The sequence below is a fragment of the Haliea alexandrii genome (assembly GCF_003719295.1).
In the GTDB taxonomy this organism is placed as follows: Bacteria; Pseudomonadota; Gammaproteobacteria; order Pseudomonadales; family Halieaceae; genus Haliea; species Haliea alexandrii.
Window position 1 is genome coordinate 358,293 of sequence record NZ_RFLW01000002.1, and the last position, 13,871, is coordinate 372,163.

14 protein-coding genes are annotated in these 13,871 nt (G+C 62.6%); 13 read left to right on the forward strand and 1 reads right to left on the reverse strand.

What is annotated here, in order from left to right; genetic code table 11:
- From EGJ68_RS09875 to EGJ68_RS09910, 8 genes are all read left to right on the forward strand, one after another.
- Positions 1 to 663: an NADH:ubiquinone reductase (Na(+)-transporting) subunit D gene (locus EGJ68_RS09875; protein WP_027949462.1), complete on the forward strand. Its 663-nt coding sequence runs from the start codon at positions 1 to 3 to the stop codon at positions 661 to 663.
- Complete coding sequence (gene nqrE / locus EGJ68_RS09880) at positions 663 to 1,271, forward strand: NADH:ubiquinone reductase (Na(+)-transporting) subunit E (RefSeq protein ID WP_027949461.1); 609 nt, start codon at positions 663 to 665, stop codon at positions 1,269 to 1,271. The genes EGJ68_RS09875 and nqrE overlap by 1 nt, the downstream gene beginning before the upstream one ends.
- A gap of 14 nt (positions 1,272 to 1,285) precedes the next feature.
- Positions 1,286 to 2,509, forward strand: a complete 1,224-nt coding sequence (gene nqrF, locus EGJ68_RS09885; RefSeq protein WP_123034384.1) for an NADH:ubiquinone reductase (Na(+)-transporting) subunit F — start codon at positions 1,286 to 1,288, stop codon at positions 2,507 to 2,509.
- A 77-nt stretch (positions 2,510 to 2,586) separates the two neighbouring features.
- Positions 2,587 to 3,579 (forward strand): FAD:protein FMN transferase, encoded by a 993-nt coding sequence (locus EGJ68_RS09890; RefSeq protein ID WP_199228001.1) that lies wholly within the window; start codon positions 2,587 to 2,589, stop codon positions 3,577 to 3,579.
- A 27-nt stretch (positions 3,580 to 3,606) separates the two neighbouring features.
- On the forward strand, positions 3,607 to 3,843 hold the full coding sequence (gene nqrM, locus EGJ68_RS09895; protein WP_123034386.1) for a (Na+)-NQR maturation NqrM: 237 nt from the start codon (positions 3,607 to 3,609) through the stop codon (positions 3,841 to 3,843).
- 56 nt (positions 3,844 to 3,899) lie between these two features.
- On the forward strand, positions 3,900 to 5,114 hold the full coding sequence (locus tag EGJ68_RS09900) for a lipoprotein-releasing ABC transporter permease subunit (protein ID WP_233248757.1): 1,215 nt from the start codon (positions 3,900 to 3,902) through the stop codon (positions 5,112 to 5,114).
- Positions 5,107 to 5,802: an ABC transporter ATP-binding protein gene (locus tag EGJ68_RS09905; protein ID WP_123034388.1), complete on the forward strand. Its 696-nt coding sequence runs from the start codon at positions 5,107 to 5,109 to the stop codon at positions 5,800 to 5,802. Before EGJ68_RS09900 ends, EGJ68_RS09905 begins: the two co-directional genes overlap by 8 nt.
- Positions 5,789 to 7,024 carry a lipoprotein-releasing ABC transporter permease subunit gene (locus EGJ68_RS09910; protein WP_123034389.1) on the forward strand — a complete coding sequence of 412 codons (1,236 nt, stop codon included), beginning with the start codon at positions 5,789 to 5,791 and terminating at the stop codon, positions 7,022 to 7,024. The genes EGJ68_RS09905 and EGJ68_RS09910 overlap by 14 nt, the downstream gene beginning before the upstream one ends.
- Here the strand turns inward: EGJ68_RS09910 and EGJ68_RS09915 are convergent.
- Positions 6,936 to 7,544: a DUF2062 domain-containing protein gene (locus EGJ68_RS09915; RefSeq protein WP_123034390.1), complete on the reverse strand. Its 609-nt coding sequence runs from the start codon at positions 7,542 to 7,544 to the stop codon at positions 6,936 to 6,938. The genes EGJ68_RS09910 and EGJ68_RS09915 overlap by 89 nt on opposite strands.
- A gap of 119 nt (positions 7,545 to 7,663) precedes the next feature.
- Here EGJ68_RS09915 and EGJ68_RS09920 point away from each other — a divergent pair, with 119 nt between their 5' ends.
- The 5 genes from EGJ68_RS09920 to lpxK all read left to right on the forward strand — a co-directional run bounded on the left by EGJ68_RS09920 (position 7,664) and on the right by lpxK (position 13,867).
- Positions 7,664 to 9,961, forward strand: coding sequence for a DNA internalization-related competence protein ComEC/Rec2 (locus EGJ68_RS09920; RefSeq protein WP_123034391.1), 2,298 nt, complete (start codon positions 7,664 to 7,666; stop codon positions 9,959 to 9,961).
- 65 nt (positions 9,962 to 10,026) lie between these two features.
- On the forward strand, positions 10,027 to 10,650 hold the full coding sequence (locus tag EGJ68_RS09925) for a MotA/TolQ/ExbB proton channel family protein (RefSeq protein ID WP_027949454.1): 624 nt from the start codon (positions 10,027 to 10,029) through the stop codon (positions 10,648 to 10,650).
- Positions 10,647 to 11,078 carry an ExbD/TolR family protein gene (locus EGJ68_RS09930; RefSeq protein ID WP_123034392.1) on the forward strand — a complete coding sequence of 144 codons (432 nt, stop codon included), beginning with the start codon at positions 10,647 to 10,649 and terminating at the stop codon, positions 11,076 to 11,078. The genes EGJ68_RS09925 and EGJ68_RS09930 overlap by 4 nt, the downstream gene beginning before the upstream one ends.
- Positions 11,071 to 12,885 carry a lipid A export permease/ATP-binding protein MsbA gene (msbA, locus tag EGJ68_RS09935; RefSeq protein WP_123034393.1) on the forward strand — a complete coding sequence of 605 codons (1,815 nt, stop codon included), beginning with the start codon at positions 11,071 to 11,073 and terminating at the stop codon, positions 12,883 to 12,885. The genes EGJ68_RS09930 and msbA overlap by 8 nt, the downstream gene beginning before the upstream one ends.
- Positions 12,878 to 13,867 carry a tetraacyldisaccharide 4'-kinase gene (lpxK, locus tag EGJ68_RS09940; RefSeq protein ID WP_233248758.1) on the forward strand — a complete coding sequence of 330 codons (990 nt, stop codon included), beginning with the start codon at positions 12,878 to 12,880 and terminating at the stop codon, positions 13,865 to 13,867. The genes msbA and lpxK overlap by 8 nt, the downstream gene beginning before the upstream one ends.
- The last annotated feature ends 4 nt before the right edge of the window (positions 13,868 to 13,871 follow it).

Here is a 13,871-nt window from a genome sequence, read left to right on the forward strand (position 1 = left end):
ATGTCAGCGGTCAAGGACACCCTCATTACGCCCATTTTCAAGAACAACCCCATTGCCCTGCAGATTCTCGGTATCTGTTCGGCGCTGGCCGTCACCTCGTCGCTGCAGGTCACTGTGGTGATGTGTATTGCGCTGACCCTGGTCACCGCCTTTTCCAACCTGTTTATTTCCGCGATCCGCACTCAGATACCCGGCAGCATCCGCATCATCGTACAGATGACCGTTATCGCCTCGCTGGTGATTGTGGTTGACCAGGTACTGAAAGCGGTTGCCTACGACATCAGCAAGCAGCTCTCGGTGTTCGTGGGGCTCATCATTACCAACTGTATCGTGATGGGGCGTGCGGAAGCGTTCGCCATGAAGAACCCGCCGCTGCCCAGCTTCTTCGACGGCATCGGTAACGGCCTCGGCTACAGCACAGTGCTGCTCGCGGTCGCCTTCGTGCGTGAGCTGTTCGGCTCCGGCAAGCTGTTCGGCATGGAAGTGCTGCCTCTGGTCACGGAAGGCGGCTGGTACAACCCCAACGGCCTGCTGCTGTTGCCGCCCAGTGCCTTCTTCCTGATTGGCGGTTTTATCTGGATTCTGCGCAGCGTGGACAAAAAGCAGGTTGAAGAACCCGACTTCCGCATGGCGAAGCACACCGCTGCCGAGGAGGGCGCGTAATGGAACAGTATCTGAGCCTGTTTATCCGGGCCGTGTTTATTGAAAACATGGCGCTGGCCTTCTTTCTCGGTATGTGTACCTTCCTCGCCATCTCCAAGAAGGTGCAGGCGGCCATTGGTTTGGGCATCGCTGTGATCGTGGTGCTCACCATCACGGTGCCCGTCAACAACCTGATCTACAACTACCTGCTCGCCGATGGCGCGCTGGCGTGGGCGGGGCTGCCTGACGTTGACCTGAGCTTCCTGGGGCTTCTGTCGTACATCGGCGTGATTGCGGCCATTGTCCAGATCATGGAGATGTTCCTCGACAAGTATGTCCCGGTTCTGTACAACGCGCTCGGCGTGTTCCTCCCCTTGATTACCGTAAACTGTGCCATTCTGGGTGCGGCGTTGTTCATGGTGGAGCGCGACTACACCTTTGGTGAAAGCGTGGTCTTCGGTGCCGGTGCCGGTGTCGGCTGGGCGCTGGCGATTGTGGCGCTTGCGGGTATCCGCGAAAAGCTCAAGTACAGTGATGTGCCCGATGGCCTGCAGGGCCTTGGCATCACCTTCATCACGGTAGGGCTGATGTCTCTCGGCTTTATGTCTTTCGGTGGTATGAATCTCTAGGCGGAAGTGCTGTTATGAACCTGACGATCATCCTCGGTGTTACCATGTTCACGGCGATCGTGCTCGCCCTGGTCGCCGTCATCCTGAGTGCACGCTCACGCCTGGTTAGCAGTGGCGAAGTCGCCATTGAAATCAACGGCGAGAAAACCATTCATGTCCCCGCAGGTGGCAAGTTGCTGCAGACGCTCTCCGAGAGCGGCCTGTTCCTGCCCTCCGCCTGCGGCGGCGGCGGCACCTGTGCGCAATGCAAATGCATCATCACCGAGGGTGGCGGTGCCATGCTGCCTACGGAAGAGGGGCATTTTACCAAGCGGGACGCGCAGGAAGGCTGGCGCCTGAGTTGTCAGACCGCCGTCAAACAGGACATGAAAATCGAAGTGCCGGAAGAAGTCTTCGGCGTCAAGCAGTGGGAGTGCACGGTTGAGAGCAACCCTAACGTCGCCACCTTCATCAAGGAGCTGACTCTGAAGCTGCCGGAAGGGGAGAGCGTTGACTTCCGTGCCGGCGGTTACGTGCAGCTGGAATGTCCGCCGCACCTGGTGAAGTACAAAGATTTCGATATCGACGAGGAGTATCGCGGCGATTGGGAGCGGTTCGGCTTCTTCAAGCTGGAGTCCAAGGTAGAGGAAACCACCATCCGCGCCTACTCCATGGCCAACTACCCCGAAGAGCGTGGTCTGGTTAAATTCAACATTCGCATCGCCACGCCACCCCCCGGCAGTGAGGGCATTCCGCCGGGCGTCATGTCGTCCTGGGTCTTCAACCTGAAGCCTGGTGACAAGGTGAATGTGTATGGCCCCTTCGGTGAGTTCTTCGCCAAGGACACGGACGCCGAGATGATCTTTATCGGCGGTGGTGCAGGTATGGCGCCCATGCGCTCGCACCTGTTCGACCAGCTCAAGCGCCTGCACAGCAAGCGCAAGATTTCCTTCTGGTACGGCGCCCGCTCGCTGCGCGAAATGTTCTACGTGGAAGACTACGACCAGCTGGCCGCGGAAAACGATAACTTCGAATGGCACGTTGCGCTCTCGGATCCGCAGCCAGAGGACAACTGGGATGGCCTGACCGGGTTCATCCATAACGTGTTGTATGAAGAGTACCTCAAAGACCACCCCGCGCCTGAAGATTGCGAGTTTTACATGTGCGGTCCGCCAATGATGAACGCCGCTGTCGTGCGCATGCTGACGGATATGGGCGTTGAGCCGGAAAATATCCTGCTGGACGACTTCGGCGGGTGATGCAACACCACGTGCTCAGTGAAAGCCACTCTTCGGGGTGGCTTTTTTGTAAGCCTGCCTGGTTTCTGCTAGCCGGTGTGCTGCTGCTCTCCGCGTGTTCGCAGCCCAACGCCGGCGTAGCCCTGTCCGGCGCGACCATGGGCACCACCTGGCACGTGACCTACCTGCCGGGTCCACAGACACCACCACCGGAGCAGGTTCAGGCAAGCCTGGAAGGCTTGTTGGTGAGCGTGAATGACAGCATGTCCACCTGGCAGGTTGACTCGGAAATCAGTCGTTTCAACCAGAGTGTGGTCGGTAGCTGGGTGCCTGTGTCCAGCCACTTCGCACGCGTCATGGCCGAGGCTCTACACATCGGCGAGCGCACCAGTGGTGCCTACGATGTCACCGTGGGGCCGCTGGTCGAACTCTGGGGCTTTGGCCCTGTCCAACCGCGCAGGGAGTTGCCGCAGACCAGCGCCATTGAGGCCGCCCGGGACCGTGTGGGTCAGCAGTTCGTTGAATTCGATGCCGAGCTGCAACGCCTGCGCCGTCTGCGCCAGGTGGAACTGGATCTGTCTTCCATCGCCAAGGGCTACGCTGTCGACGTGCTGGCGAACGCGCTGAGCGAACAGGGTATCGACAGCTTCCTGGTTGAAGTGGGCGGTGAGATGCGTGTTGCCGGCAAGAGCCCGCGGGGCGACGCCTGGCGCATCGCCGTGGAACGGCCCGAGCCCGGCGCGCGAGCCATCGCTCTGGGTATTGCACTGGAAGATATCGCCGTGGCCACCTCGGGCGACTACCGCAACTATTTCGAGCTGGAGGGGCGGCGCTATTCACACAGTATCGACCCGCGAACCGGCTATCCGGTGGCACACGACCTGGTCTCTGTCACCGTATTGGCAGACGACTGCATGACCGCAGACGGCTGGGCCACGGCCCTGACAGTACTCGGTGCCGATGAGGCATTGGCGCTGGCAGAAGCCGAGGGGCTGGCCGTGTATTTGATGCGACGCGACGGTGAGCGTATTGTGCCGCTGTATTCCAGCGCTTTTGAGCCGTGGCTGGAACAGAGCACCCCGACCCAATAGTGGCCACGGGCCGCGAGGAATGAAGTGATGATCGAATTTCTGCTGGCAGCTGTCTTCATGGCGATCGTCATGGGTATCATGGCGGTTGGTGTGCTCATGGGCCGCGGGCCCATCAAGGGGTCCTGCGGCGGCATGGGCGCCTTGGGGTTCGATACCGCCTGCGATATCTGTGGCGGCGACCCCGGCCGCTGTGAGAAGGAAACACGTAACAGCGAAACAGGCGACGAGGACACAGATCCGCGTTTCTATCCGGCTGATCGCTGACACCGACACACCTGCAGGTAACTCCCCTGGGCCTTCACTACGCTATTTTTGTCGGCTTGCGCTACAGCTTCAGCCGTCGACGCAATCGCTTTGCCAGTGTTATCGCCACGGTATCCATGCTGGGCATGGTGTTGGGTGTGGCTAGCCTGATTACGGTGCTTTCCATAATGAACGGCTTTGCCGGCGAGCTGCGCGAGCGCATTCTCGCCCTGGTGCCACACGGGTTTGTGGTGGCACAGGAAGGGCGTGTTGACGGCTGGACGGAGCTTGCAGGCCAACTGGCCGCACAACCGGACGTCCTTGCGGTCGCGCCCTATCTGGCGGACAAGGTTATTCTCGCGAGCCGCGGCACAGCACGCGGCGCCAATCTCACCGCAATCGATGTTGAACGTCAGGCCGGGGTGTCTGGCGTTGGTGACGCCATGGTGGCAGGGACGCTGGCTGAACTCGAGCAGCTGCCTTTCAGCATTGTGCTGGGTGCGGCTCTGGCACGCGGGCTGGGGGTCGCCCCGGGTGATAGCCTCGAAGTAACCTTGCCGAGCCTTACGGTGACGCCACTGGGCACGTTCCCGCGCAGCAAGCGTTTGCATGTGGTCGGCCTGTTTGCCGTCAATGCCCAGCCCGATAGCTATCAGGCCTATGTTTCTCTGGCGACGGGACAGCGGCTGTTCGGCGCCGGTGACACGGTCGATGGCTTGCAGCTGCGCACCGGCGACCTGATGACGGCACCGCATCAGCTGGCGGCGCTGGCGGCTGGCTTGCCACCGGGTGTGCAAGTCCGCGACTGGACGCAAACCCAGGGTAGCCTGTTTCGCGCGGTGAAAATGGAGAAAATCATGGTGGGTCTGCTGTTGCTCAGTGTCGTTGCCGTCGCAGCGTTCAATATCGTGTCCACACTGGTGATGGCCGTAGCGGAAAAGCGCGGCGATATTGCGGTGCTGCGCACAATGGGCGCGCGCTCAGGGGAAATCATGGCGATTTTTCTGGCTCATGGTCTGGGGCTGGCCTGTACCGGCATCGGTGTGGGCGCCGTACTGGGCGTGGCGCTGGCGAGCCACATTGCCCGTCTCACGGCGATGCTGGAGCAGTGGTTTGGTGTCAAGCTGTTCGATCCCTCCGTGTACTTCATCAGTGAACTCCCGGCTCGCCTGCAGGGCCAGGATGTGGCGGCGGTGATTGTGGCCTCGCTGCTGTTGAGCCTGCTGGCGAGCGTCTATCCGGCCTGGCGGGCTTCTCGCATCGCGCCCGCCGAGGTGTTGCGTTATGAATAATGCGCTGGTGTTGCGCTGCGAGCAGCTGGGCCGGGTGTACCGGGACGGTAGCCGTGAAGTCCAGGTACTCAATGGCGTGGAGCTGGCGCTGCGCGACGGCGAAAAAATTGCCATCGTGGGCGCATCAGGTTCCGGCAAGTCGACCCTGCTGAATCTTTTGGGTGGTCTGGACACGCCAAGCCGGGGGCGGGTAATGATTCGTGGCCAGGACCTGGCAGCGCTGGGCGAGCGCGCGCTCTGCCGCTGGCGCAATCAGCACTTGGGCTTTGTCTATCAGTTTCACCATCTGCTGCCGGAGTTCGACGCGCGCGAAAACGTCGCCATGCCGCTGTTGATCGGCGGAGCGGGGCGGCGCAGCGCCTGGCAGGCTGCAGAGGCGGTTCTGGCGCAGGTCGGCATGCAGCATCGTCTGCAGCACCGCCCGGGGGAGTTGTCGGGCGGCGAGCGTCAGCGTGTCGCCATTGCACGGGCGCTGGTCACCCAGCCCGACTGTGTGCTGATGGACGAGCCCACCGGGAACCTGGACCCGGAGTCCGCCGAACAGGTGCTGGCACTGATTGATTCCCTGAGTGCGGCCAGCACCGGTTTTATTGTGGTTACGCATGACCCGCGCATAGCACAGCGCATGGACCGCACGCTGGAGTTGCGCCAGGGCGCGCTGCTGGAGCAGCCCCGTGCGCCTGCGTGATCAGGGGCGTATCGCCCTGCGCTACAGTTTCGCCTTCGGGCGCGGCTACCTGTCGACGTTTCTGGCGTCCCTGTCGGCGTTGGGGCTGATTCTGGCGATCGGTCTGCTGATTGCCGTGCTGTCGGTGATGAATGGTTTCGACAAGGAGATGCGCGAACGGATTCTTGCACTGGTGCCCCACATCACCGTGTATGGCACAGACCCGCTGGTGGATTGGCAGCCGGTCGCCAGCGCACTGGCTGCGCGCCCGGAGGTGCAGTCAGTGCAGCCCTTTGTCCAGTTTGATGCCCTGTTCGTGCGCGGGCGGGATATCGAAACCGGTATCGGTATGGGGCTGCCGCCCGCGCAGGCTGAGGGACTGCTCGCCGCACTCGACCCGGCGCTGCAACAGCGCTTCAACGAGGCCTCAAGCGGGCTGCTGTTAGGCAGCGGCCTGGCGGCCCGCCTCGATGCAAAACCGGGGGATTCACTCACCCTGATCGTTCCCGGCAGCGATAGCAGCAACCCTGCGGCAACCCGGTTTGCCGCCGTCACCTTACTCGGCTTGTTTGCCACCGGTACTGAGCTGGACGAGTCCGCCGCGGTGATCAGCCTGGCGTTGGCATCCGAGTTGGCGGGGCTGGCGGGGGCCGTGAGCGGCATGCAGTTGCGGGTTGATGATCTATTTAACGTTCACGGTCTGGGCTGGTCGCTGTTGGCGGATTTACCACCGGGCTATTACACCACCAACTGGATGATGACGCACGGCAACCTGTATTCCGCCATACAGCTCTCTCGCGACCTGGTGAGTATCCTGCTGTTCTCTATTATCGGCGTGGCGGCCTTCAACGTGGTGTCGTCGCTGGTGCTGGTGGTCTTCGACAAACAGGGTGACATCGCAATTCTTCGTACTCTGGGCGCCTCCGGCACCGACATTACAGGTATCTTTCTCCTCCAGGGCGCCATGATTGGCGTGCTGGGCGCGGTGCTCGGCAGTGTATTTGGCGTCTTGCTGAGCCTGGGTATTCCGCAACTGGTGGCGGGGCTAGAGCAGGTTCTGGGCATTCGCTTTCTCAGCACCGACGTCTATCCGGTGTCTTTCCTACCCGTGGAAATACTCATGTCAGACGTGCTCTGGGTGTCGCTGGTGGCGCTCAGTCTTTGCGTGCTGGCCGCGCTGTATCCGGCGCGCCGGGCGGCCCGTCTTGCGCCCGCCCAGATTCTTCACCAGGAGCGTGTGTAACACGCTGCGCCCTTCGCACCTGGCGCTTGCGCCAGTGGTGGCCGACACGCCAGCGCCACAGCAGACTGACCGCCGTATAGCCCAGAGAACCGAACAACAACCCTGATAGCAGGCTGCCCACCAGTAGGGGCTTCCAGATCATCCCGATACGGTCGGTGATCCAGGCCGCGCTGAGCTCGAACTCCAGTACGTGCACGGGCGCGTCTATCAACAAGGCCCCCACCCGGTAGGACAGATAGAACATCGCGGGCATGGTTACCGGATTGGTGATCCACACCAGCGCCACGGACATGGGCAGGTTGCAGCGCAACAGCACCGCGAGTACGGCGGCCACCAGCATTTGACCGGGAATGGGTAGAAACGCGACAAAGACACCCACGAAAAAGGCCATCGACGCGGAAAAGCGGTTGATGTGCCACAGGTTGGGCTGGTAAATCCAGTCGCCCAGCACACGCAAGCTGTCGATGCGGCGTATGCGGGTGGGCGAGGGCAGCCACTGTTTGAGCGTCTTTCGGGGCATGTGGAAATCTGGCTGGCTTTGATGTGTATGGAGCCGCTAGGCCGTGTTTGAGTGGAATGACGTAACCACGGTAACTGTCAGGCCCGTATTATGGCGGCAAACAGTCGGCTAAACCACTGATGCCTGCGCAGCTGGTGGCGTTTATCGCCGGCATAATGCTCTGCTCCCTTATGCCCTCTCCCGGCCCGGCTTGGCTCACCCTGGTGTTTGCCGGGCTCGCCCTGTTCAGCTGGCAGGGGGAGGCGCAGCTGACGCGCACGGCTGGAGCGCTGTTGCTGGGCACGGCCGTTGGACTCTGCGCGGCACAGTCACTGTCGGCCAAACGTCTGCCGGCGGGTTGTGAGCGTACGCCAACCTGGATTGAGGGTCGCGTTGCAGGCCTACCTCAGGTGTTTTTGCAGCCGGAGGGGCGCCAATGGCAGCGTTTCGAGTTGGTTCGCGATACTGCGGGCACCGGCCCCTGTGCCGGTCCACGGCGCTTACTGCTCACCGAGAGCAGTGGGCTTACCCTGCAGCCGGGGGAGCACTGGCGCTTTCTGGTGCGCCTGCGCACACCGTGGGGTATGCAGAACCCCGGTGGCACAAACAGGCAACGCGGGTACGCGGAAGCGGGCATCGACGCCGTTGGCAGCGTCAGCAGCACGGCGCCTGCACAACGCCTCGGCGAGCCCAGTGGTCGGGAGCGGCACCACAGGATTCGTCAGCGAATCAGCGAGCAGATTCACAGCGCACTCGGTAGTGGGCCGGAGGCCGCACTGGTGCGCGCGCTGGCAGTGGCCGACCGCAATGGGCTCACGATGCCGTTGTGGCGTCTGTTTCAACAGTTCGGGGTGAGTCATCTGCTGGTCATTTCAGGCCTGCATGTGGGCATGGTCGCGGCCTGTGGCTTGCTGCTTGGCGCAGCCCTCTGCCGGGTGCTGGTGTTATTCGGCGTGCATCGCAATACCGGCGCCTTACCTGCGCTGCTGGCGCTGTTGCTGGCAACGCTGTACACAGCGTTGGCAGGCTTCACTCTGGCGACATCGCGCGCATGGGTGATGTGCGCTGCGCTCTTGTGTGCCGCGATGGTCGGGCGCCCGGCGCTGAGCTGGCGCAATCTCCTGCTCGCAGCAGCGATGTTGTTGGCGGTAAACCCGCTTGCCGTACTGGGAGCAGGTTTCTGGCTGTCCTTTACGGCCGTGGCATGTTTGCTCTGGTTCGGGGCCTGGCAGTCTGGTCGAAGCCGCTGGCTGGGGGCTCATGGATTCATGGCACTGGCCATGTTGCCGCTGGCGGGGGCCTGGTTTGGTGGAACCAGCCTGATAGCGGCACTGAGCAATGCCCTGCTGGTGCCGCTGGTGGGCATGATCGTCGTGCCGCTGGTGCTTGCGGGTAGTGTCGCTGCGCTATTGGGTAGCGGCCTGGCCACACTGCTTTGGGCGCTGGGAGCCTGGCCGCTCGCTCGGCTCCTGCCGCTTGCGCAAGCCCTGGCTCAGCAGTATCCACAGGCGATCTTCCGGGACGTCGTCACAACGCCACTCGCCCTTGGCCTGTCGGTTGTGGCGCTTCTGCTGTTGTGCATGCCGTTGCGCTGGCTACACAGAACACTGCTGTTCACGCTGGTGCTGCCGCTGCTGTTGCCCTTTGCCAGCCATCGGGTGGCGAGTCCACAGGCGGTGCATGTACTCGTGCTGGACGTGGGGCAGGGAACATCCGTCCTCGTTTATGACCGCCACCGTGCATTGCTTTACGATACCGGTGGCGGTGCCCCGGGTGGCGTCTCGGTCGCCGAGCGTGCGGTCATCCCGGTGCTGCGGCAGCGCGGTATTTCCCGTCTGGACACGCTGATCGTCAGCCACGGCGACCGGGATCACAGTGCCGGCCTTGAAAGCCTGCGGCCCTGGTGGGTGTCCGGAGCGCTGTGGGCAGGGCCCGACTTTGCGGCCGCAGTAGGGGCGCACGTGTGCCGTGCGGGCGCGGCATGGCGCTGGCGTGATGATGTCCGGTTTCAGCTGCTGTCCCCCGCCGAAGGGGAGCAGCTCAACAAGAACGATGGCTCCTGTGTGCTGCGCATCCAGCTCCCCGGTATCGAGCTATTGTTGCCGGGGGATATCGGCGCTGAGCGCGAAAGAACGCTGGTGCGCTACTGGCGCTCGAGCCTGGCCAGTGAAATTGCCCTGGCCGCGCACCACGGCAGCCAGACCTCATCCTCCTGGGCCTGGTTACGGCAGGTGGCGCCGGCCTATGTGGTGTTCACCCATGCCCGGGCCAACCATTTTGGCCACCCGGCGCGCGTGGTGGTCGACCGACACCGCGTGGCTGACATTCCAACCTTCAGTACTGCCGAGTCGGGCGCGCTGGAGTGGGTGCTGCACCCCGCAAAGGCGCCCGTATTGGTACAGCATCGGGCATTGGAGCCCCGGTATTGGAAGCGTTAGCTGCAGTTTCGCAGGCCTCGGGCCTGTGCGTATAATGCATGCCACTCGGGCAATGGAAATGTATTGTGCTGGAACTTGTAACTGCGGGCGGTTGGCTGATGGTGCTGATTCTGCTCTGTTCTATTCTCGCGCTGGCGATTTGTGTGGAACGCCTCTACACGTTGAATACCAGGAAGATAGCGCCGCCTCACCTGCTGGCCACGGTATGGAAACAGCTCAAGGCGGGGGAGCTGGACACCCAGCGCCTGCGCAGCCTGCGCCAGTCGTCCCCGCTCGGGCGCATACTGGCGGCTGGCCTCGCCAATGCCAGCCACGGCCGCGATGTGATGAAAGAGAGCATCCAGGATGCCGCGAGCCACGTTGTGCATGAGCTGGAGCGCTACCTGAATACGCTGGGCACCATTGCCGCCGTTGCGCCGCTGCTCGGGCTACTCGGCACCGTAGTCGGCATGATCAAGGTCTTTGCACAGATCATGGCGCAGGGTACGGGCAATGCCAGCGCGCTTGCCGGCGGTATTTCGGAAGCCCTGATAACTACCGCCGCTGGCCTGGCGGTGGCGATTCCCGCACTGGTCATGCACCGCTATTTCGTCGGCCGTATCGACGCCATTGTCGTCGGCCTCGAGCAGGAAACGATCAAGCTCATGGACGCCCTGCATAACGATGAACGGCGGGACGAGCGCACTTGAAATTCCGCCGCCAGCGAGCCGCAGAAGTGGGGGTAAACCTCACGCCCCTGATCGATGTGGTATTCCTGCTGCTGATCTTCTTCATGGTCTCCACCACGTTCACGCGGGAAACGCAGCTCACGCTGGACCTGCCGGAAGCCAATGGCGAGCCACGGGAGGTTGTCGAGCAGCAGGTGGAAGTGCTGGTGGACGAGGAGGGGCGCTACCGGGTAAATGGACAGCCACTGGTCGACAACCGCGTGCGAACGCTGCAGGCGGCGATCTACAAGGTGTCCGCCGGCGACACCACATTGCCGCTGGTTATCGCCGCTGATGCGCAGGCGGCACATCAGGCTGTCGTGCGGGCCATGGATGCGGCGGGGCAGATGGGCTTTGTGCACATGAATATCAGTACCCGCCTGCCCGCGGAGGCCGCCGCCGGTGACTGAGGGCCCGCGCACCAGCGACTGGCAGTTGTACCGGCGTTTGCTCTCCTATGTATTGCCCTACTGGTACCTGTTCGCGCTCAGCATTGCCGGTTACATACTGTATTCCATCGGCAACGTGCTATTGGCCGACCTCATGCAGTTCCTGCTGGACTCACTGAACGAATCTGACAAGGCGGACTCTGGCCTGGTGGCACGCGCGGCCTATGCCTTGCTGGATGAAGGCGACATGACCCGTCTGGAGTTCGCCCGTATCGGTGTGCCGGTTGCGATGGTGGTGTTGGCTTTTACCCGCTCCATGGGCTATTTCGCCGGCAACTATTTCATGAACCACGTGGCGCGCAACCTGATACACCAATTGCGCCTCGAGCTTTTTGACAAGATGCAGCTGGCCCCCAGCAGTTATTACGACAGCAACAGCCAGGGCGTGCTGATTTCCAAAATCACCTATAACGTGGAGCAGATCACCGGCGCTGCGACCAAGGCGCTGAAAGTGGTCGTGGGTGAGGGCCTCACGGTCATCGGCCTGCTCGGTTACCTCTTCTACCTGAACTGGCGCCTGAGCCTGATATTCATGCTGGTGGCTCCCTGTATCGCCCTTGTGGTGAGCGTGGTCGGCAAACATTTCCGGCGCTACAGCCGGCGCATACAGGACTCCATGGGGAACGTGACCCAGGTGTCCAACGAGAGCATTGGCGGTTACCGGGAGGTGCGCCTGTTCGGCGGTCAGGCGCAGCAGAGCAGCCGCTTTGCTGCGGCCAGCGAGTACAATCGCAACCAGAGCCTGAAACTGGCCTTCGTCGACGCCTTCAGTACACCCGTTATTCAGACCATGCTCTCCATTGCCCTGGGGGCACTGGTCTGGTTCGCGCTCAATCCGGAGATCTTGAGCGGGTTCAGCGCCGGGTCGCTGGTTGCCTTTCTGACGGCCGCCGGCTTGCTGGGCAAGCCCATTCGGCAGGTCAGCAGCATTCAGAGCATTATCCAGCGCGGGCTGGCGGCGGCAGAGGACATCTTCGCGCAACTGGACCTGGAGGACGAGCTCGATACCGGCACGCACACCGTAGCGCGGGCACGTGGCGATATCGCCCTGCGCAATGTGAGCTTCAGCTACCCGGGCACGAACCAGCTGGTGCTCAACGCGTTGAACCTGGACATCCGCGCGGGAGAAGCGGTCGCCCTGGTGGGGCGTTCCGGGAGCGGCAAAAGTACCCTGATACAGTTATTGGCGCGCTTCTATCCACTGCAAAATGGCGAAATCACACTGGATAACATGTCCATTGCCGACTACGAGCTGGCCAACCTGCGGCGTCAACTGGCAATGGTGTCGCAGGATGTCACGCTGTTCCAGGACACCGTCTTCAACAACGTCGCTTATGGGGATCTGGCCGGCGCCAGTCGCGACGATGTCATCGCGGCCTGCCAGTCCGCACACGCCATGGAGTTCATCGAACGTCTACCCCAGGGCCTGGATACGGAGCTGGGCGACGATGGCGGTGGCCTCAGCGGCGGCCAGCGGCAACGGCTGGCAATCGCCCGCGCCATTCTCAAGGACGCACCGGTGCTGATTCTGGATGAGGCGACCTCGGCGCTGGACAACGAGTCGGAGCACCGTATCCAGCGCGCCCTGGACACCATCATGCGCAACCGCACGAGTATTGTGATCGCCCACCGGCTCTCCACCGTCGAGCGTGCCGATCGCATCGTGGTTATGGATGCAGGCAGCATTGTCGCGGCCGGTACGCACGAGGAATTGCTCGCGCAGGGCGGGCTGTATGCGCAACTCTACCATCAGGAGTTCAGTGACTAGTTCACCCGTGGAAGCGGCTCTGTTGCGGGCCTGGTACGAAGGTGCGCGCTGGGCGTGGCTACTGCGTCCCCTGGAGCTGGCTTACCGCAGTGCGATGGCCCTGCGGCGGCTCGCTTACCGCTGGGGCCTGCGCCGCGTATACCGTGCGCCCGTGCCCGTGGTGATTGTCGGCAACATCACCGTGGGCGGCACAGGCAAGACGCCTGTGGTGATTGCCCTGGTGGAAGCCCTGCAGGCGCGTGGCCTGCGCCCGGGTGTGGTCAGCCGCGGCTACGGGGCAGGCCCCACGGCCGCATTCCCGCATCGCGTCAACGCGGCCAGCACCGCCAGCGACTGCGGCGACGAGCCACTGCTGATATTCCAGCGCACCGGCGCACCCTGTGTGGTGGCTCCTGATCGACCGGCTGCGGTGCGCGCCTTGTTGGCCGAACAGTCGGTGGATGTGGTGTTGTGCGATGACGGCCTGCAACACTACGCGCTGGCCCGGGACCTTGAAATTGCCCTGCTGGATGCCGGGCGCGGCGTAGGCAATGGGTTCTGCCTGCCTGCGGGGCCTCTGCGCGAGCCTAGAAGCCGCCTCGGCAGTGTCGATGCGCTGCTCTGGCGGGGCGGCGAGGACGCGGACACGTCGGTGGTCTACAGCGTGGATGGTGTGTTTGCGGTGGCAGCGGCAGCGCAGGGCAGTGCGCCGGTGTCGGGCGCCGAAGTCCATGCGGTCGCCGGTATCGGGCAACCGCAGCAGTTTTTCAACACGCTGCGTGGCATGGGTTACCAGGTCGTCGAGCATGCTTTCCCCGACCATCACCGCTATAGCGCGGCAGACGTCAGTGCCCTCGGTGCGGCGCCGGTTATCATGACGGAGAAAGACGCGGTAAAATGCCGTGCTTTCGCCGCGGCAAACCACTGGTATGTCAAGATCAGTGCCCGCTTGCCGGACACCGTCATCGAGCGCATCGTCGCGCTGGCCACCCAATCGCATTGAGCCT

Excerpts from the sequence above, each read along its gene's own strand:
- EGJ68_RS09875 (WP_027949462.1), top strand. The coding sequence starts at position 1 with ATGTCAGCGGTCAAGGACACCCTCATTACGCCCATTTTCAAGAACAAC.
- nqrE (WP_027949461.1), top strand. The coding sequence starts at position 663 with ATGGAACAGTATCTGAGCCTGTTTATCCGGGCCGTGTTTATTGAAAAC.
- nqrF (WP_123034384.1), top strand. The coding sequence starts at position 1,286 with ATGAACCTGACGATCATCCTCGGTGTTACCATGTTCACGGCGATCGTG.
- nqrM (WP_123034386.1), top strand. The coding sequence starts at position 3,607 with ATGATCGAATTTCTGCTGGCAGCTGTCTTCATGGCGATCGTCATGGGT.
- EGJ68_RS09905 (WP_123034388.1), top strand. The coding sequence starts at position 5,107 with ATGAATAATGCGCTGGTGTTGCGCTGCGAGCAGCTGGGCCGGGTGTAC.
- EGJ68_RS09915 (WP_123034390.1), bottom strand. The coding sequence starts at position 7,544 with ATGCCCCGAAAGACGCTCAAACAGTGGCTGCCCTCGCCCACCCGCATA.
- EGJ68_RS09920 (WP_123034391.1), top strand. The coding sequence starts at position 7,664 with ATGCCTGCGCAGCTGGTGGCGTTTATCGCCGGCATAATGCTCTGCTCC.